Here is a 20,050-nt window from a genome sequence, read left to right on the forward strand (position 1 = left end):
ACAAATCACACGAATTTTTTCTTCTCTCTTCCTTAAGAAAAAGGACAAGGCTTTGTTATGTAGTCTAAGACATTCTTTCTATTAGATGCGCCTTTATTACGCTATTTTAAAATCAAAATTGATTCGAGTTAAAATAGTTGATTCTCTTCTTTTTTTTAGTATAATAAGTTCAAAGGTCAGAAATGGTCAATAGACTTTTTTTACCTTCTCAACTAACGAATGATGGAAGAAAGATAAGGGTTTTCTTTTTACCTCTTGAAATATGCGTTGTAAAATAAAGATGCAACCCATTTTGTGAAAGGACGTGAACTACACATGCTTTGTCAAAATTGTGGCAAAAATGAAGCAACGATTCATTTATACGCAACAGTTAACGGACATCGAGCGCAATTAGATTATTGCCAGAGCTGTTATCAAAAAATGAAAAATCAAAAAAATGGAGGTCTGACAAATATGGCCCAAAATGATCCATTTGGATTTGGTAGTCTTGACGATCTATTCCGTTCAATGTCTAATCAAATGCAACAACAAGGAAATGGTTATGAACAAACACCACCTACTCAATTCGGTGGCGGTAATAACTTTAACGGTGGACAACCACCACAAGGAAATACTGAAGGTTTGCTTGGTGAGTATGGCATTAATATCACTGAACAAGCGCGTCAAGGTGATATCGACCCAGTTATCGGTCGTGATGAAGAAATCAAACGTGTGGTTGAGATCCTCAACCGCCGAACAAAAAACAATCCTGTTTTAATTGGTGAACCTGGTGTTGGTAAAACAGCAGTCGTTGAGGGTTTGGCACAAAAAATCGTTGATGGCGATGTTCCACAAAAATTGATGGATAAAGAAGTCATTCGTCTAGATGTTGTTTCTTTAGTTCAAGGAACTGGGATTCGTGGTCAGTTTGAAGAACGGATGCAAAAACTGATTGAAGAAATCACACAAGCAGAAAATGTCATCTTATTCATTGATGAAGTTCATGAAATCGTTGGTGCAGGTGCTGCGGGTGATGGAAACATGGACGCCGGAAATATCTTAAAACCAGCTTTAGCTCGTGGTGAACTTCAAATGGTTGGTGCTACTACTTTGAACGAATACCGAATTATTGAAAAAGATGCTGCTCTTGAACGTCGGATGCAGCCAGTCCGTGTCGATGAGCCAACTGTCGATGAAACAATTAGTATTTTAAAAGGTCTACAAAAACGTTATGAGGACTACCATCATGTGAAATATACAGATGAAGCAATCAAAGCTGCAGCTGTCCTGTCTAACCGTTACATCCAAGACCGCTTTTTACCTGATAAAGCAATTGATTTATTAGATGAAACTGGTTCAAAGAAAAATTTGACGATCCAAATCGTTGATCCAAAAACGATTGATAAAAAACTGCAAGAAGCTGAAACACAAAAAACGCAAGCTTCTAACGAAGAAGACTTTGAAAAAGCAGCCTATTATCGTGACCAAATCAATAAACTTCAAAAAATGAAGGAAAAACAAATCACCGATGAAGAAACACCAGTCATCACAGAAAAAGATATGGAACAAATTGTTGAACAACGCACAGGTATTCCTGTTGGTGAATTGAAAGAAAAAGAACAAACACAGCTTAAAAATCTTGCAACTGATTTGAAAGCGCACGTAATTGGTCAAGACAACGCCGTGGAACGCGTTGCCAAAGCCATCCGCCGTAACCGCGTTGGATTAAGCAAAAAAGATCGCCCAATTGGTTCATTCTTATTTGTTGGACCTACTGGCGTCGGGAAAACAGAACTTGCTAAACAATTAGCTTTCGAGTTATTTGGTTCCGAAGACTCAATGATTCGTTTCGACATGTCTGAATACATGGAAAAACACAGCGTGTCAAAATTGATTGGTTCCCCTCCTGGCTATGTTGGTTATGAAGAAGCTGGTCAATTAACTGAAAAAGTACGACGTAATCCGTATAGCCTAATCTTGCTTGATGAAGTTGAAAAGGCACATCCAGATGTCTTGCACATGTTCTTGCAAATTTTGGATGATGGTCGTTTAACAGATGCGCAAGGTCGGACAGTCAGCTTCAAAGATACGATCATCATTATGACAAGTAATGCTGGTACAGGTAAAGTTGAAGCAAATGTTGGTTTCGGTGCAGCGAGAGAAGGCGTTACTCGCTCTGTTTTGAATCAATTAAACAACTATTTCACACCAGAATTCTTGAACCGTTTTGATGGCATCATTGAATTCAGTGCTTTGTCAAAAGAAGATTTAATGTCCATCGTTACTTTAATGTTGAATGACGTGAATGAAATGTTGGCACCTCAACAACTTCATATTGAAGTACCTGAAAATGTCAAAGAAAAATTAGTTGATTTAGGATATGATCCATCAATGGGCGCACGTCCACTTCGTCGAACAATCCAAGAACAAATTGAAGACGGGATTGCGGAATTCTATCTAGATCATCCAACAATCCATGATTTGAAAGCAAAACTAGATAAAGAAAACAGAATCGTTATTACATCAAAACCTGAACGTTTGGCAAAAGAATCAAAATCTGAAGCTGTGGAATAATTGACAACTAACAACTGTTCGCAGTGTGAATCAAAAAGATAAGTCGTGCTTTCTTCAATTTGTTTTACAAATTTTATAGAAAGTTCGGCTTTTCTTTCTCTCCTTAGTTTTTTTTTAAAAGACAATGCAAATTACTGTTCATTTTATGAGAAAAAAATTATAATTAGGTAAATAATTCTGTTACTTATGTACTTATGCGTAAAGAAGAGAGGTGAGCGCCATGAAATTAGTAAACGTGACGAATAGCCATTCACGCCTTGTATTAAATCAATTAGAAAATACTGACGCACATATGGTCAAAGTTTATAGCATGGGAAATACCACAGTTGTCTATACTGAAGCACCTGAACACAATGAGATTTTGCTAGTGAATCATAAGCGAAATATCCGCCAAAATGAAATTCAAGAAGTGCAAAAATACTTCTTGAAGAAACTCCATGACGCAGACTATCGTAAAGAAGATATCACAGTTATTGAACTTGAAGGTATGGTTGAAATTTCTATTCCAAAACAACCACTAGGACAAGAATTAGCATATAATTAAAAATAAGCCTAATCAACAAGAATTGTTCATCAATTCTTGTTGGTCAGGCTTATTTTATTTTTGTCTTTCTTAATATTGAGATAATCATGTTTTTTCTATACTACACTGCATACAGCCATACGTACCTGTACATATATACAGTAGCTAGTAAACTATTTTAGTTAGTTGTTCTCATTGCTTCTTGCGACACTTAGTTCGTTGCTTAATTTTTTTATTTCTCTGATTCTTTGTTCTTTTTGGGTATTCATGACATTTTTATTGTTAACTTCTGGTTTTCGAGTCACTCCGCTAACTATTTTTTTGATTTCACTACTGATTGCTTGATTTTGATCCCAGTCTTCAATATCCAATAGTCGGCACAGTCTTAGCATCTCCGCTTTTTTTCTCAATTTTCGTTCTCGTTTTTGCCATTCTGTCTCCATCGTTTCCCACCTCGCTTTCCTTTTTTAAGTTTATATACGCAAAAAAGAATATTTTTTTTATTTAAAAATTTATTTTTCGCAAGTAACGTAAAAATACTCGTAGCGGGAAAACTTAAGAAACTTTTGTATGTACTTTTTCATCCGTTTAGCACCAATCACAAAAAAGCTGGGAGTTAAATTCCTCCCAGCCTCGTAGAACAAAACACAATTATCTCGTCCTTGTAATCTATCGACTTTCTAAAATCAGTTTAACCTTCATCAGTTATTCCTTCTTTTTTAGTAACAGCTAACCAGATTTCACTAGCCAAATTTTCTTGATCTTTTGTCCAACTAGTAAAAGAAATTTCCGGTGCCTCTACTAATTGGTATTCTGATGAAGGTAACCATTCAGAGAAAATCAGTGCCATTGTTTCTTGTAACACTTCAGGAAACTTTCCACGGTTAGGAAAAATAGCCCATGTATGTTCTGGAACAGTTATCTGTTCCAAATCACTAAAAATATTTTCTTTACTAGTTAAAAAACCAATCATATGGGTTAAGCTTCCTGTTTCTGCTAATCTTCCCTCATCAAAATGATAAGAAGCATTTACTACTTGGTGAGGATATAAGTCACCTAATTGATGCATTTCTTCCCGCTGTTTTTCGGTAATGGATTGTGCCAGTTCAACAATTCTTTGATTTTCTCCCTCAAATTGGATTGGTACACGCTTCGACACACCTACTAGTCGAAATGGCGCTTTTTTTTCAATTTTGAATTCCATTGAAATTCCTCCTCTTACTTCAATATAAAATGAAAGTTTAAGAAAAGATTTTTGAATTCCTATTTTTCTAATCTCTGAAGGTAGGTATCCACTCCACTCTCGAAAAGCTCTTGAAAAACCTTCAACTGTCTGATATCCATAGCTAAATGCGACTTCGGTAACTTTTTTTCCTGAAATCAAGTCTTGATTTGCTAATGCCAGTCTTCGATTTTTAACATATTCCGTTAAAGTCATACCAGCAACAAATGAAAAAGTTCGCTTTAGATGATAGTCAGAAATGCCCATTTGTTGAGCAATTTCAGTCAATGAAAGTTCACCTGTTAAGTTTTCTTCGATATAATCGATTAGTTTGTTTAAGTTTTGAATCATCTTTTTCTCCTAACTTCATTAACAGGTTATCCTTTTGTCCGTGACTATACTTGATTTTAGCTAGACATCTTTAGTCAATTTTTCATAACATGAATGGAGTAAAACAGTTTAGTTTCTTTGTATAGCAAGTTTATTTTTTGCTTTTGATTTGTTGCTTGATTTTTTTTATTGCCCACTCATAGTGACTGGAAGTCGAAGATACACAATAACTGCCTAACGTCGAATGCCCCGTCCAGCTTAGTTGATTTTTTTCAAATAGTTCTTCATTTGTAAAAGAATTGATCACAGTCATTACTTCGTGATGGCTCTGCTCCAACAATTTTTTTGCTTGCTCCAGAGAAGTAGTTTGGTGCTTTTCAACAAATACTTCATTCATTTCTCCATATGTTCGCCAGTTATAAGGTGAGGGCAGAAATGAAATTTCTTGACCAGCTTGATTTTCTTTCACCCAAGTTAAAAGTAATTGATGCCATTCATATAAATGAATGAAAACATCTCGGACATTTTTATCTCGACGCCAGTGTTTTTCTTTTTTCTTGGTCAAAAACGCCTCATCAAAGGTAAATGGTGCCTTCTGTTCCTCATCAGTCAACGTATTTACCAACTCCATCAACGCAACAAATTTTTCCTCTGCAAGGAACATCAGATCAGTCTTCGTCTTCGGTCTTGCCATTGTCACTCACTCCCTGAAATTTATTCTTGATAAAATCATAACAAAAAACGGTTCTATTTGTCGCCTGCTAACTTAAAATGTGGACTATACTCTCAGAATGAGATGAAAAAGAGGATGAGATTTTGTTTTATCTCACCCTCTAAAACTGTTTTTTATTTTTAAACTTTTTAGACAAAAATTCCTACTGATTCATGCCAATGAAAATCCCTAGAACGAAAGGAACTAGCCATGCAATCCAGACAAATAAACTAAATTGATGAAATGTCTGTTTGGCTTTGTCGTCTTTTTTAATCAAAATAATTGTTGCCCAAATTGCATGAAAAGCCATTAATAGTAACGCAACTAATCCCGTTACGCTGTGCAAATTAAATGTAAAACCACGACCAGAAATTTTACTCATGATCGTTGTTCCAGCAGTATCAAAGACAAAACCACACCAGAAAACCAATGCATGCCAGTTCAACAATAAACCTTTTTTTCTTTCGGCAAATACTCCAATTGTATAAAACGTTAAAGCTAAAACCATGCAAATAATTGCCGCAATCAATAAAGTTGACATCTACACTTCTCCTTCTTCCTACATTTCATTAAGCATTTCTTTTTTTATTGCTAATAATACCATCAACAATGCCACTGTGACTCCAATATGCGATAAACCCGCAATCCCAGAAATCATGGCATCCACACCAGTAGAAATCGTTTGTTGTTGGATTTGGATTAGCCCTCTAACAACCATCATTACAATCATCAAAGGAAAAGATAAGTTATACAGTATATAAAACTTTTTATATCGTTTATTTTCTTCTAAGCGTGTCACCTTAAAAAGAACTGCTATCAATAAAAAGAGTCCTGTTCCTAAAGCAAATAAATGAGTATGGACAACTGCCAAAACCGTCTGCCCCGTAAAATCATTTAACTTGGTGGCTTCTCGATAAAAAACGCCACTAATCATTGCCAGAACAAAATAAACAATAGCTGTATTCATCACTTTTTTCATATTTTCCGCTCACTTTCTATTTGAATTAAAGTAGTTATACCCAAAAACGATGCCTGCTAAAAACAATGCAGACCCTAGACCACTGTAAAAATGGCGATAAATTGTTCAGGTAATAGTTGAAACTTTCGAATACTAAAACCGCCAAGAATCATGATTGCCATGATACTAAATGATTTGCCATCAAAAAACTTTAAAAAGAACTGTTTTTCTTCGTTAAGTTCACTGATTCTTTGTGTATGTTTTTTTGTCAAAGGTCCAAATACCATGAACCAAAAGAGTAAAAAAATGAAAATGGATAGAAATATGTTCAATATTCCAACATAATTTTGATATGCATCTATTCCAATCTTTATGACATTAAAACCTGCAAACAGCCAAACCAAACTTGCAATTAATAATAACTGGATTTTTTTTACCATAAGCACTCCTTGTGAACAATGTTCATTTTACTTTAAAATTTTTTACTAATAGATTGAGTTACGGACGAGTTGCAATAAATTTTCATGTTTTTTTTCGCTAATTATTGTGTACAAGAATAGCTCAAATATATAATCGACATATTCTTCCATTGATAATTGTTGATTAAACACACTTTCTCGAACTTGTGGATCTTTTTGTAACGCCTTGAGCATTCCTTGCTTGATGTGGTTCCAATAAGTTTCCATCAATTCTGAACCCATTGCTTGATCTTCCGCAGGCATAACTAACGCATGCGCCGTAAAAAAATTAGGATATAGTTCTTTTCCTTTTTCGATGCTTCTTAGCAAAGCTGCTAAGCAGTCAAGAAAGTTGTTAAAGTCGAAAGATGTTTCAGACAAATGAAAGATTTCTGCCCAAATACTTCCAATTGTTGCAGATAGCAAATGACTTTTTGAAGGAAAATAATTATAAACAGCCCCAACAGAGATACCGCTTTTTTTTGCTAAAGAACGGATATTAACCGCCTGAATCCCTTGCTCTTTCACAATTTCTTTACAATAGCTAATCAGTTCTTCTTTTGAGCTAACAGCATTATTCATTACTCTTCCTCCTCTAACATGAACAATGTTCATATTGATGATACTAAAATTTCATTTAGTCGTCAACAAAAAAAGTTGAAGCATGAGATATACTTGTTTTTTACCTGTTCAGTTTTCTTACTATTTTTAGAAAAATATTCCTTTTGACTTTTTTAATTACATAAAAAAAGCCCATCAAAAATAGGCTCTTCTGTGCTATTGTTTTATCTTTTAGCTAGTTATTTCTTTCTATTAATTCATCAAGTGTTTTCTCAAGCATTTGTATTAATGATACCCTCGCCTTTGGATTTCCACCGCACCGATTGTTACAATTGTTGCAACCAACAGAGTGACTCCACCAACAACAATAAAGGAAGTGTAGTCAACATAACTATGATCAAGAAACATTTCAACGCTAGCAATAGTAAAAAAAATTAAATAAACCAAGATGAATAGTAACCACTTAGGCAAAGACAGCTTTGAAAGAAGCAACATTGCCCCATAGAGAAATAGAAACGTATAGGTCGTTTGCATGTTACTAAATAGGAAGCGATGATTGAAGAGATTTAAAAAGCTTTCGCCTATTGCAACTAAACTAACCACTGCAATCATCCTATAAAATGGTGATTTCTTAAGAATTTGATCTATTTTTCGAAACATGTCTGGGCCCTCCTCACATCATTTTTTCTTCTATGTAATCAATCAAAATCCATTTCTTTTATACTTAATCCTGTACTTTATTATAGCATAGGAATGTTTCGATCATTCCTAACAAAAAAAGCCCTTTTCCATCAAATTTTGACAAAAAAGAGCTTTTGTAAGTGTACGATTTTTATTTTTTACAGCTGATTCACGAGCAATCTTTTTAGAGCAAACTTTTCAATTCAACATCCGGATACTTGTCGCTAAACCAGCGCATGGCGAATTGATTTTCAAACAAGAAGAGTGGTTGATCGAAACGGTCACGAGCTAAGATATTTCGACTTGAACTCATCTTTTCGTCTAGGTCTTCTGGATTGATCCAACGCGCGATTTTATTCCCCATTGGCGTCATAATAACTTCTGAATTGTATTCATTCATCATTCGGTATTGGAAAACTTCAAATTGGAGTTGTCCTACAGCACCAATAATGTATTCTTCAGTCAAATAAGTTTTATACAACTGAATTGCACCTTCTTGAACCAATTGTTGGATTCCTTTATGGAAAGATTTTTGTTTCATCACATTTTTTGCTGTGACTTTCATAAACAATTCTGGTGTAAATGAAGGCAATTCTTCATAAGCAACTTTTAATTTTCCTTCATATAAAGTATCACCAATTTGGTAATTTCCGGTATCATAGACCCCAATAATATCACCTGCAACTGCATTTTCGACATTTTCACGAGCATCTGCCATAAATTGAGTCACATTACTTAATTTCAATTTTTTGCTTGTACGTTCCAAAGAAACGTCCATTCCGCGCTCAAATGTTCCTGAACAGATTCGCACAAAGGCAATTCTGTCACGATGTGCAGGATTCATATTTGCTTGAATTTTAAAGACAAAGCCTGAAAATTCTTCTTCGTAAGGACTAATGACTTGCTCATCCCGAGTTTTATGTCCATGTGGTGATGGCGCTAAGTCTACAAAAGTTTCCAAGAAAGTTTGCACCCCAAAATTCGTTAACGCTGAACCAAAGAAGACAGGTGTTTGCTCACCTCGTGCAATTTTTTCCGCATTAAAAGCATCGCCAGCTTCTTTGACTAACTCAACCTCTTCCAATACTTGTGAGTAAATTGAATTTTGAGTTAATGGATGATTGTCAGGCAACAAGCCATCTTCATCTAGTTCAACTAAACGTTCATCGTTATAGTTTTCAGGACGGTAAAATTCCACACGATTATGGTAAATATCATATAAGCCTTCCAACCCTTTTCCCATACCAATTGGCCAGTTCATTGGGTAAGACTCGATATCCAATAATTCTTCGAGTTCTTCAAGTAATTCAAGTGGTTCGCGACCATCACGATCTAGTTTATTGATGAAAGTAAAAATCGGGATACCGCGTTTTTTGACAACTTTAAATAATTTTTTCGTTTGTGCTTCGATCCCCTTCGCGCTATCAATCACCATCACTGCACTGTCGACAGCCATCAATGTTCGATAAGTATCTTCAGAGAAGTCTTCGTGTCCAGGTGTGTCCAAAATATTGACGCGTTTTCCTTTGTAATCCAATTGCATCACTGAACTGGTAACTGAGATCCCACGTTGTTTTTCGATTTCCATCCAGTCAGATTTAGCAAAATTCCCTGTTTTTTTTCCTTTAACCGTACCGGCTTGGCGAATTGCACCACCAAACAAAAGTAATTGTTCAGTAATCGTTGTTTTCCCCGCATCCGGATGGGAAATAATCGCAAATGTGCGGCGATTATCAACTTGTTGTTTTAATTCCTTGTTCATAGATTAACTCCGTTTCTTCATCATTTATTTACTGTTTCCGCGAATACCTAATAGTCTCGTCTTACAACTAGATTAGTATATCATGTATTTCTTGAATGAAACAGTCAGTGAGTGGATAAATTCAAAAAAGAAGCTATGATTTTCATCACAGCTTCTCTTCGTTTTATCTTCTAAGTTCGTCGTCTTCGAACTCTTTTCTAAAATAACGACGTTCCTCTTCTGGCTCGACTTCGACTTCTTCTGGATCATGGAATTGGACACGAATTTTTAAAATTCTTGATCCTTCCATTTCTTCTGAAATCAATGTCACGTTATCAACATCAAACGAAAGCTTTTCGCCTTCATCAGGAATCAATCCTAATGCTGTAATCAAGTAACCAGCCATCGTGTCGACATCGCTCATATGAAGATCTGTGTCAAACGCTTCATTGAATTCGTCGATCAGCATCCGTCCTTGAATGATATATTCATGTTCTGCTACTTTTTCATAAAGGCTTTCAACTTCATCAGATTCATCGTCGATTTCACCAACGATTTCTTCTAGCAAATCTTCTAAAGTTGCTAAACCTACTACACCACCATACTCGTCAAGCAAAATGGCCATTTGATTTTGTGTTTTCTTCAATTCATACAACAAATCATCAATAAAAATTGTTTCAGGAACAAACAATGGTTCTTGCATGATTTTACGAATTTCTAAATTAGCAAAGCCAAATTTGTGAGCAGCTTTTAATAAGTTTTTCGTATGAAGAATCCCGATTACTTTATCCTTATCTTCGTTATAGACAGGTATTCGAGAATAGTTTTCGGATAAAACTTCATTGATATTATCTTCAACGGAATCATTGATGTCGATCATAAAAGCATCCGTTCGAGGTACCATCACTTCTCGCGCAACTTTCGTATCTAAAGAAAAAACACCTTGCAACATTTCTAGTTCTTCATTATCCAAGACACCTTCTGTTTCCAACATGTAACGCATTTCGTCTCGAGTCATCTTTGAGTCCTCATCGTCAAATGTCATCGGAGTGATTCGGGCTAACAAACTAGTTGAGGCAGACAACAACCACACGAAAGGTTTTGCTACCACACCAATTGCTCGGATAAAACCAGAAGTTAATTGTGCAACTTCTTCAGATTTATTCAAAGCGATTCGTTTTGGATAAAGCTCACCAAAAACAATCGATACATAAGTTAAAATCGCTAAAACAATCACACTAGCAAGATTTTTTGCTGCCGCACTACCACCTAGCACTGGAGCAAGTTTCTCAGACAACGTATTGGCCAAAGAAGCACCAGATAAAATGTTGACCAACGTAATCCCAACTTGAATCGTAGATAAAAAGTTGGTAGGGTCTTGCAATATTTTCAAAAGTTTTTGTGATTTTGTATCTCCTTCTTCAGCTTTTTGTTCAACCCGGTTTTTATTGATAGACACAACCGCAATCTCTGAAGCAGCTAAAAAAGCATTGATCAATGTCAAAACGATCAATAATAAAATCTGCGCTAACAGCGACTGACTCTCAGGGTCAGCATTCATAATCGCATTCTCTCCTTGTTAAGTTAAATTTTTTTAGTTTACGATAGAAAAAAACGTGGCTAGGTAGCCACGTTAAAATGGTATCACAAAGCGATTTTCTTTGCAATAAAAATAGCGGTGCACGTCTTATGGTGTCGTCGCGATTTTCTTCGTACTTTCGTTTCGCTGATCTTCCTTAACGATTTTGATAACATAAGAAACAATTGTTTTACAAATCGCATAAAAAGGTACACCTAAGAAGATTCCTAATAGTCCAGCAATATTTCCAGCAACTAATAAGACGATAATAATTGTTAATGGATGGATTTTCAATGATTTCCCAATAACATTTGGATAAATGATATTTCCATCTAGTTGTTGAACGACTAATACAACGACACAGCAAAGCAATGCTTTAAATGGCTCATTGAAAACCGTCACTAAAAAGGCTGGAGCTAACCCTAAATAAGGACCTAAGTAGGGAATCAAATTGGTCAATCCTGCAATCACGCCGAATAAAAAGGCATAATCAACCCCTAGAAGAAAATATCCTAGGAAGGTAAATGTACCGACAAATAAACATTCGATTGCTTGCCCACTAATATAGTTAGCTAATGTTTGATTCAGTTGGCCAAGTAATTCGACAATTTGACTTCTTCTTTTTTCTGGGAAAAAGCGCTCAATATTCGGTACTAACTTTTCACCATCTTTTAGCATATAGAACAAAATAAATGGTGCCGTCACAATCACGATTGTCGCAGAAGCAATCGTTCCAACAATCGAACCTAAACTAGAAGAGATTCCGCTTAAAAATTGTTGAATGATTCGCCCATAAGAAATATCTAGCTGGTCTAAATATTTGCTGATATTCACTTCTTTAAAAATCGGCAATTCTGCCATTTCTCTTAACCAGCGTTCGACCTGTTTGATGAAGTCAGGCATGTTTGAAGCCAATGAAGAAATTTGTTGTACCAGATTTGGGATTACGCTTAGTAAAATCCAAATAATTGCCGTTAATAACATCAGCAATACAAGAACCACTGCCCAAGTTCGTTTGATTTTTGTTCGCATCAGCAACTTAACAATCGGATTCAAAATATAATACAAGAATCCAGCAATTAAAACTGGTGCAAATAAGGTTGAAAAAAATGTCCCAATGGGTTCAAATATAAAATTGATTTTTGAAGAAACCAAAATCAATGTGGCTAAGATCAATAATTCAAAAGACCAAAACATTAATTTGGAATTTCTCAGTTTTTCAAACAATCGATTTCCTCCTTTTCTCTTTTTTATAGTATAGCGCATCTAGTTTAAAAATTCTTCTCTAACTTCTCTTTTTTTATCTAACGACTAGGATTGCCACGGCTTTTCATTTCACAAACTTTCCAGTATACTAAAAAATAATGAGAGGTGATTGTAGAATGAAAATCGTACAAACAAGAGATACGTTAAGTGGGATTTATTTAGATGCTATTCGCATTCGACATCAAGTATTTGTCGTTGAGCAAGGCGTTCCATTAGAACGAGAAATTGATAAAGACGAAGCTAGATGTATTCATTTTGTCCTTTATTCAGAAAAAAAAGAACCCTGCGGAACTGTTCGTTTACTACCATTAGATAATGGCAAAATGAAATTGCAGCGAATGGCAATTCTTCAAAATTTCCGTCAACAAGGTTTAGGAAATCATTTAGTGAAAGAAGCGGAAGAATTCACCAAAAATCAAGGCTACAATACCATTCTTTTAGGTGCTCAAGAAACTGCTGTGAATTTTTATTCCAAACTAGGTTATGAAATTTATGGCGAACCATTTGAAGATGCGGGAATGCCTCATCTACATATGCGAAAAAAAATGTCACAACCATAAAAAAGAACAGCGAGTTTAAGAAAAATTTCTTAAGCTCGCTGTTCTTTTTTGTTTTACTTTCGCGACAATTGCTTATAACGATCATACCAAACATCAATATAGCCTTCAGAAAAAGGTCCTTGTTCATTATTGATCCAGTCAACTAAAATCTTCACATTCTCTTTTAAAATGAAGTCGATGTCATTAGGATAATGCATGATTTTACTATGCATTTCATATTCATCAACATCCAACAATCGTTTCTCTCCATCAGGAAACACCTTGATATCTAAATCATAATCGATATACTTCAAGGCTTCATCGTCTAATAAAAAAGGTGAAGCTAGATTACAATAATAGGAAACCCCCTTTTCACGAATCATTGCTATTACATTAAACCAGTATTTTTTGTGGAAATACACAATCGCTGGTTCTCGCGTTACCCAGCGGCGACCGTCAGACTCGGTAACTAAAGTGTGATCGTTCACGCCAATCATTGAGTGTTCGCTTGTTTTTAATACCATGGTATCACGCCACGTTCGATGCAATTTGCCGTCGTGTTTGTAACTTTGGATCGTGACAAACTCTCCTTCTTTTGGAACTCCCATAGCAACCCTTCCTTAAGCAGCATCTTGTGCTTTGTGTTTGGGTGTTCATTACACCGACATCGTAATTATTATATCAATAAACTTTCTCTTTGCCTAGGAAGGATTACTATTGTTTCTATTTTTCTCAAGTTGTTCCACCAATTTCATTTGAACTTTCGGAAAAACAAATTGAGCAAACTTTGCTTCATCAGTCCACAAAGCAGCTTCTGTTTCCGGTAACAGCTGATTAGTCCTGCTTGTTGCTCGCCCGTAAAACAAAAGAACATGCCATTTTAAATGACTGAACACATGGACTACCTCGCCCAAATGACGCTTTTGCCAAACGACTGTCTCTTGGTGTGCAAAGGGTAAATCTATCTGTTTTTCTGCGACCAGTAACTCATCAAACAAATTCGGTTGATTGTCAACAACTGATGCCCATTCTTGCTGAAGTTCCTGATACCGTTCAAGTGTGACTTCAACTAACGGAAACGTCCACATGTCTGCCAATAACTTTTGACTGGTTCGTTTTTCCAAATAAAAGCTTCCTGCTTGATCTTGAATTGCTGCTGCCACATAATAAACATCTTTTGGCTTTGCTTTTTTTGTTTTAACAGGAAAGTTGGTTTGTATTCCACGTTTATTTGCTAAACAAAAAGATTGAATGGGACAAATCTCACATTTGGGTGACGTCGGTGTACAAATAGCCGAACCTAAATCCATGAATGCCTGATTGAATTCTCCCGGATGTTCTTCGTCAATAATGCTTCGAACTGCTTCATCAAAAACTTTCCTACTAGACGCTTTCGCAATGTCTTCTTCAATGCAAAACAAACGACTCACAACTCGCATCACATTTCCATCAATTGCGGGTTCAGGCAAATCAAAGGCAATGCTAGCAATCGCTCCCGTCGTATAAGGACCGATTCCTTTCAACGAACTAATTTCAGCAACTGTTTGGGGCATTTCCCCACCAAATTCACTCATGATTTGTTTCGCTGCTGCTTGAATATTTCGAGCGCGGGAGTAATAACCTAACCCTTCCCAAGCCTTCAATAATTTTTCTTCTGGTGCATTGGCTAACTCCTCAATCGTTGGAAACCACTCCATAAACCGATAAAAATAGTCGATAACTGTATCGACGCGCGTTTGTTGTAGCATAATTTCTGAGATCCAGATGCGGTATGGGTCGTGATTATAGCGCCAAGGTAAATTCCTTTTTTCTCTTTCATACCACTCAACAAATTCTTCCTGAAATTCTTTTGTCTGCTCTGTTGACCAGTTTTTCCATTCTTTATTCACTGATTTCTGCTTCCTTTTCTGAAATAAATCGTTGAATCAAATCCAGATTGAATCCTTTTTGATACAGACTTTGTTTGACTTTCATTCTGCGTTTTGTTAAATCAAAACGTGCATTCTTTCGCCATAATTTTTCGCCTTGGCTTACCAACAACTCATACTCAGCTTCCTCATCAACTTCTTGTGGTAATTGGGCAATCGCCTGCTGGATGACCTCCGAGTGAAAGCCTTTAGTCATTAAATTTTGTTGGATTTTTCGTAAAAGTTCTTTCTGACTTTTTCCATGATTTTTTTTATATGCTTTTTGTGCCGCGATACTGGCAACCTCCACTTGGTCTTCAAAAAGATATTGGCTCAATGCTTGCTCGATGATTTCTGGTTTTAGCCCTTTTTGCTGTAATTGCTGGCTCAACTTTCTGGGACCTTTGTCACTCAATCGCATCTGAGTTCGGACGTAGCTTTCTCCGTAAACAAGATCATTAATCAAATCTAATTCTTTCAATCGTGCAACGATTTTATTTCGATCTTCTTGAACAATTTCTTTTTCTTTTAAATAGGTACGAATTTCTTTTTCTGAACGTAATTGATAACTCAAATAATTCAATGCTTGTTGAAAACCAAAGTCTTCTCCACTGCTTTTTTTGATTTCTTTGATTAATTCTTCATCTAACTCTCGTCCCTTTAATAAACGATAACGAATTAAAACATCTTCTGACACGCGCAGTGGCTCGCCAACAGATAAATCGACTTGGTAAAAAGGGCCTTTGCCTTTACTGATCCTCGTCACTGTTATCATGAAACTCCTCCTCGAACATATATTCTCTATCATATCATAGAAACTCCCCGCCGACAGCGATTTTGTGATAGAATAGACCCACATCAAACGAAAAAAAGGAGATACCTATGGCAGAAACAATTGTCAAAACCGGACAAACAGTTCCTTTAAAAATTAAACGACTTGGTATCAATGGTGAAGGCATTGGCTACTTCAAACGATTGATTATTTTTGTTCCCTATGCTTTACCAAAGGAAGAAGTACTGGTAAAAATCACCAAAGCGACACCTCGCTACGCTGAAGCAGAACTTGTGAAAGTGAAAAAGCCGAGTAGTCAACGTGTTGTCGCTCCCTGTCCTGTTTATTACGAGTGTGGTGGTTGTCAATTACAACATTTAGCCTACCATGCACAACTCGATTTCAAAAAAGATTTGCTTTTACAAGCACTTGAAAAATTCAAACCAGCTGGCTTTCGTCATTTTTCTTTATTACCAACGATTGGCATGGAAGACCCTTGGCGTTATCGTAACAAAGCCCAATTTCAGCTAAGAAAAAACAAAAAAACAAACCAAATCGAGGCTGGTTTGTATCAAGCGAATTCACATAACTTAGTTCCGCTGACTGATTGCTTAGTCCAAGAACCTCGAACACAAAAAGTGATGAATACGGTCGTTCGCTTGTTAAATAAATATGATCTACCCATTTATGACGAACGAACAAATAGCGGTATCTTTCGAACAATCATGGTTCGTGTGGGAATCCAAACGGGGGAACTACAAGTCGTCTTCATTACTCGTAGCCAAAAGTTCCCACAAAAAAATGCACTGATTCGTGAAATCAACGAGCGATTACCCGAAGTAGTTTCCATTATGCAAAATGTTCAACCGCAAAAAACTTCTTTAGTAATGGGTGACGAAACAATTCATCTTTGGGGAAAAGAAGCAATCGAAGAACGAATCAATGAAGTCACTTTTGATCTATCGCCACGCGCCTTTTTCCAACTGAATCCAGAACAAACAAAAGTTCTTTATCAAGAAGGAATCAAAGCACTGGCAATCGAAAAAGATGACACAGTTGTGGATGCGTATTGTGGTGTTGGAACAATCGGGTTAAGTGTTGCAAAATATGCCAAAGAAGTTCGCGGAATGGACATTGTTCCTCAAGCAATTGATGATGCAAAAAAAAATGCCACTCGTTTAGGCTACGACAACACTCGCTATGAAGTCGGAACGGCAGAAGAACTTTTACCTAAGTGGCTCGAAGAAGGGTTCCAACCAGATGGAATTATCGTTGATCCACCTCGAACTGGTTTGGATGCGAAATTAGTTCAAGCTTTGTTGAAACATCCAGCCAAAAAATTGGTTTATATCTCTTGTAATGTTTCAACCTTGGCGCGCGACTTAGTTGAATTAACAAACTGTTATCAAGTCGACTACTTGCAATCTGTCGACATGTTTCCACAAACTGCTCGCTGTGAAGTCGTTGTAAAGCTAACAAAAAAATAAACGGATAAAAAGAAGTTTTCATTTCCGATCGATCAACCAAAATCGCCCTATTAAAAGTTACTCAACGACTTTTAATAGGGCGATTCATTTTTAGTTAATAATTTCCATTGTAATTATATTGATTCGTATCTTCTGGTGTATATTGCTCATATGTTTCTTGATTGTTGTTTTGATCGTAGTTATTTTCAGTACCATACCCATTGTCTTGATTGTTATAGTCTTGGTTATAATTACCGTTACCATCTGAGTAGGTTGATGAATAATCGTCTGAATAACTGTTGGAATAGTCATTTGAATAATTATTTGAGTAGCCATTTCCATCGGTGACAGTGCTACCCGAAGTTAGACCCGTACCATCTTCTGAATCATCATAAAACATTTGATACGCATTGTCATTTTCTAAATTAGGCAAAGTACTACTTGTTTTCAACTCTAATTGTTTTTTCAATTTGTTTTGAACTTTCAATAACTCATTTTGACCAAGAATTTGGTAATAAATTTCGTTAATTGTCGTGCTTTCTCCTTGCAGTTGTCCTTGATCGATTTTGCTGAATGCTGCAGTGTAATTCGTTGCAACATCTAACATGTCGTCCCACTCCAAGTCTGTCTTCACGTTGTTTTCAACTGCTTTTAAAATCTTTTGATAATTGCTCACACCATCTAGACTTAGTACTTTGTTGACGATTTTTGTTACAACTTCACGTTGACGACGTTGACGACCAATGTCCCCTTCTGGATCTTCGTGGCGCATTCTGGCATAAGCTAATCCTGTTTCACCATCCAGCTTTTGTTTGCCAACTGGCACGTGAACACCATCTAGGGTAAAGTCGATTTTATTATTGACTTCAATCCCACCAACTGCATCAATCAAATCTTTCATTCCATCCAAATTGATCGTCACATAGTGATCAAGTGGTATGTCCAACAACTGTTCAATCGAATCCATTGCCATTTCAACTCCGCCAAATGCGTAGGCATGATTTAATTTGTCCACTGTTCCATAGCCAACGATGTTCGTATAAATATCACGATCCAAGCTGACAATTGTTGAAGTTTTCTTTTCTGGATTAACTGTTACAACCATCATGGTGTCTGAACGTCCTTGTTCTGTTCGTCCCAATCCACCAGTGTCTAGTCCGAGTAATAAAACGGAAAATGGTTCTCGATCGTCAATACTAACTTTGTCCGATCGTTTAGTTGAAACTCGATTTAAATTCTTTGAAATTTTGTTGACTGTTTGATTTGCTTCACCCATAAATTTGATTCCATATGCCGAAAGTCCGACAATCAAAAGAACAAAAACTCCGAGAAAAGCTAAAACTACTTTTTGCCACCGCTTCATAGTACACCTCTGTTTCACATTTTCTAAAATATTTTCTCATACAACAATTTATTCAGCAATTCCCCACTTTAATCATAATAAAACTTTAAAAAACAGGAACAAAAATGCGAGGAAATTATGTAAATTTTCAAAATTCTTCATTATCATACCATAGCACTTCTTTTGAGAAAAGTCAGAATTGTGCATAAATGAGCGATAAATTGACAGAAAATGAAAATTTATGCTGGAAGTTTTGGCACCAAGTGGTTATCTCCAAGCAATGAGAACACTTTTCTAAAAAAATACGTTCTCTTTTTACCTATCCTATTCAAGAACACTTTTATGATAAAAAATTTCTAAATACCACACAAAAAAGCTGGAACACCACGCTGTCCCAGCTTTCCGATTCAAACTTTATTCATTTTGGTTATTTTTTCGTAATTTGTTTAGTAACCAGACAATGACTAAAACCAGTCCCACAATTATCCCAATCCCTAGCCATATCAACCATGGAAACGGCTTTTCAGGTTCTTCGATTGAAGCATCTTTTCTATTGTAAGAGTCAGATGTCTTCTTACTCACCTTGAATAACGTTTCATCACTCCAATGAAAGTTTTCTTTACTAACTGTTATCTTTAAACGATACGTTCCCTCCTCAAACTTTTGTCCTTCTAAAAAAATCAAGTATGCCATCCCGCTATTCGGAGCAAATCCGATTGCTTGATTCCCACTTAATTGAGGAGTTTCTTCATCTCCGTTAAATAACTCATACTGAATATCAGCTGTCGATAAATACGTTGCCTTTGTATTTTGTAAACCTACCTTCACAGCATTTCTGCCATTAACTTGAGTTGGGGAAGCTTCCTTCATTTCAAGAACAGGTTCAATTTTTTCTCGTTCATTTTGTAGCAAGACAGCTATTTCTCGAGAAAAGACATTTTGAATGTTACCTTGTGCTTTTTCTCGTGGCTTTTCTTGAAGATAAATTCCGCCAGCAAGCACACCTTCAAATGGTTTATTTGGCATTGTGACAGTTAACTCAAGAATTTTTTGTTCATTTTCTTTTAAAGTAAATTCTTTTTGTGACAATTGAACTACTTTCTCAATATCGGCTGGTAATGCTTGTGTTGTATCCTGGTTTTTCCCTGAATACTCGACGACACCAAGTTGGTTCGTTCTTGCGCGATTAAAAGAAGGAATAATCGTGACTGGCGACTCTTTTAAATTAGTCACGGTTACTTTTAACTGAACCTCTTGTTCAGGTGCTAATTGCAAATCAAAATAGGCATCATTTTGGGAAGGTATTTCCTGATTCGACTGAATTTGCGCATCAAAGCTTTGAAGTGATTCTCCCTGAACCGGTACTATAAATCCCAAACTCAATCCTACTATTCCGAGTATTCCAATCAACCATTTCACAATTATCCCTCCTCTTTTCAT

General features: G+C 36.2%; 20 protein-coding genes. 4 read left to right on the top strand and 16 right to left on the bottom strand.

Annotated elements, in window-relative coordinates:
* The first annotated feature begins 315 nt into the window (after nt 1–315).
* Nucleotides 316–2,553 (top strand): ATP-dependent Clp protease ATP-binding subunit, encoded by a 2,238-nt coding sequence (locus IGJ76_RS08545; RefSeq protein ID WP_067480837.1) that lies wholly within the window; start codon nt 316–318, stop codon nt 2,551–2,553.
* 220 nt (nt 2,554–2,773) lie between these two features.
* On the top strand, nt 2,774–3,097 hold the full coding sequence (locus IGJ76_RS08550) for a DUF1827 family protein (RefSeq protein WP_067480834.1): 324 nt from the start codon (nt 2,774–2,776) through the stop codon (nt 3,095–3,097).
* 161 nt (nt 3,098–3,258) lie between these two features.
* Here the strand turns inward: IGJ76_RS08550 and IGJ76_RS08555 are convergent, their stop codons facing one another.
* The 11 genes from IGJ76_RS08555 to IGJ76_RS08605 all read right to left on the bottom strand — a co-directional run bounded on the left by IGJ76_RS08555 (nt 3,259) and on the right by IGJ76_RS08605 (nt 12,545).
* A complete protein-coding gene (locus IGJ76_RS08555; protein WP_430596558.1) occupies nt 3,259–3,519 on the bottom strand; it encodes a flagellar motor switch protein in 261 nt (86 codons plus the stop codon).
* A 248-nt stretch (nt 3,520–3,767) separates the two neighbouring features.
* Nucleotides 3,768–4,649: an AraC family transcriptional regulator gene (locus IGJ76_RS08560; protein ID WP_430596559.1), complete on the bottom strand. Its 882-nt coding sequence runs from the start codon at nt 4,647–4,649 to the stop codon at nt 3,768–3,770.
* A 130-nt stretch (nt 4,650–4,779) separates the two neighbouring features.
* Nucleotides 4,780–5,322: a ClbS/DfsB family four-helix bundle protein gene (locus IGJ76_RS08565; RefSeq protein WP_095803725.1), complete on the bottom strand. Its 543-nt coding sequence runs from the start codon at nt 5,320–5,322 to the stop codon at nt 4,780–4,782.
* Between the two features lie 181 nt (nt 5,323–5,503).
* On the bottom strand, nt 5,504–5,881 hold the full coding sequence (locus tag IGJ76_RS08570) for an HsmA family protein (protein ID WP_095803726.1): 378 nt from the start codon (nt 5,879–5,881) through the stop codon (nt 5,504–5,506).
* Nucleotides 5,882–5,899: 18 nt separating this feature from the next.
* Entirely contained in the window at nt 5,900–6,319 is a 420-nt protein-coding gene (locus IGJ76_RS08575; RefSeq protein WP_071868238.1) for a DUF2871 domain-containing protein, read from the bottom strand.
* A gap of 74 nt (nt 6,320–6,393) precedes the next feature.
* Nucleotides 6,394–6,738 (bottom strand): hypothetical protein, encoded by a 345-nt coding sequence (locus tag IGJ76_RS08580; protein ID WP_413126855.1) that lies wholly within the window; start codon nt 6,736–6,738, stop codon nt 6,394–6,396.
* 45 nt (nt 6,739–6,783) lie between these two features.
* Complete coding sequence (locus IGJ76_RS08585) at nt 6,784–7,338, bottom strand: TetR/AcrR family transcriptional regulator (protein ID WP_095803728.1); 555 nt, start codon at nt 7,336–7,338, stop codon at nt 6,784–6,786.
* A 264-nt stretch (nt 7,339–7,602) separates the two neighbouring features.
* A complete protein-coding gene (locus IGJ76_RS08590) occupies nt 7,603–7,977 on the bottom strand; it encodes a hypothetical protein (protein WP_270346101.1) in 375 nt (124 codons plus the stop codon).
* Nucleotides 7,978–8,182: 205 nt separating this feature from the next.
* Entirely contained in the window at nt 8,183–9,760 is a 1,578-nt protein-coding gene (locus IGJ76_RS08595; protein WP_067480807.1) for a peptide chain release factor 3, read from the bottom strand.
* Between the two features lie 163 nt (nt 9,761–9,923).
* Complete coding sequence (locus IGJ76_RS08600) at nt 9,924–11,300, bottom strand: hemolysin family protein (RefSeq protein ID WP_067480803.1); 1,377 nt, start codon at nt 11,298–11,300, stop codon at nt 9,924–9,926.
* A 126-nt stretch (nt 11,301–11,426) separates the two neighbouring features.
* A complete protein-coding gene (locus tag IGJ76_RS08605) occupies nt 11,427–12,545 on the bottom strand; it encodes an AI-2E family transporter (RefSeq protein WP_067480800.1) in 1,119 nt (372 codons plus the stop codon).
* 155 nt (nt 12,546–12,700) lie between these two features.
* Between IGJ76_RS08605 and IGJ76_RS08610 the strand changes: the two genes are divergently transcribed.
* Complete coding sequence (locus tag IGJ76_RS08610; protein WP_067480796.1) at nt 12,701–13,144, top strand: GNAT family N-acetyltransferase; 444 nt, start codon at nt 12,701–12,703, stop codon at nt 13,142–13,144.
* Between the two features lie 53 nt (nt 13,145–13,197).
* On the opposite strand, the gene ntdP is transcribed toward IGJ76_RS08610, so the two are convergent.
* The 3 genes from ntdP to recX all read right to left on the bottom strand — a co-directional run bounded on the left by ntdP (nt 13,198) and on the right by recX (nt 15,805).
* The gene (gene ntdP, locus IGJ76_RS08615) at nt 13,198–13,731 is read right to left on the bottom strand and encodes a nucleoside tri-diphosphate phosphatase (RefSeq protein ID WP_067480792.1); all 534 of its coding nucleotides are present in this window, start codon (nt 13,729–13,731) and stop codon (nt 13,198–13,200) included.
* 93 nt (nt 13,732–13,824) lie between these two features.
* The gene (gene mutY / locus IGJ76_RS08620; protein WP_376021752.1) at nt 13,825–15,012 is read right to left on the bottom strand and encodes an A/G-specific adenine glycosylase; all 1,188 of its coding nucleotides are present in this window, start codon (nt 15,010–15,012) and stop codon (nt 13,825–13,827) included.
* A complete protein-coding gene (gene recX, locus IGJ76_RS08625) occupies nt 15,005–15,805 on the bottom strand; it encodes a recombination regulator RecX (RefSeq protein WP_086270805.1) in 801 nt (266 codons plus the stop codon). The genes mutY and recX overlap by 8 nt, the downstream gene beginning before the upstream one ends.
* A gap of 107 nt (nt 15,806–15,912) precedes the next feature.
* Between recX and rlmD the strand changes: the two genes are divergently transcribed.
* Nucleotides 15,913–17,289, top strand: coding sequence for a 23S rRNA (uracil(1939)-C(5))-methyltransferase RlmD (gene rlmD, locus IGJ76_RS08630; RefSeq protein WP_071868233.1), 1,377 nt, complete (start codon nt 15,913–15,915; stop codon nt 17,287–17,289).
* A gap of 94 nt (nt 17,290–17,383) precedes the next feature.
* Here the strand turns inward: rlmD and IGJ76_RS08635 are convergent, their stop codons facing one another.
* Both IGJ76_RS08635 and IGJ76_RS08640 read right to left on the bottom strand, forming a co-directional pair.
* On the bottom strand, nt 17,384–18,631 hold the full coding sequence (locus IGJ76_RS08635) for an LCP family protein (RefSeq protein ID WP_270344794.1): 1,248 nt from the start codon (nt 18,629–18,631) through the stop codon (nt 17,384–17,386).
* A gap of 393 nt (nt 18,632–19,024) precedes the next feature.
* On the bottom strand, nt 19,025–20,029 hold the full coding sequence (locus IGJ76_RS08640; RefSeq protein ID WP_244897420.1) for a DUF916 and DUF3324 domain-containing protein: 1,005 nt from the start codon (nt 20,027–20,029) through the stop codon (nt 19,025–19,027).
* Between the last annotated feature and the right edge of the window lie 21 nt (nt 20,030–20,050).

The sequence above is a fragment of the Enterococcus sp. DIV0175 genome (assembly GCF_050529075.1).
Taxonomy (GTDB): Bacteria; Bacillota; Bacilli; order Lactobacillales; family Enterococcaceae; genus Enterococcus_B; species Enterococcus_B thailandicus.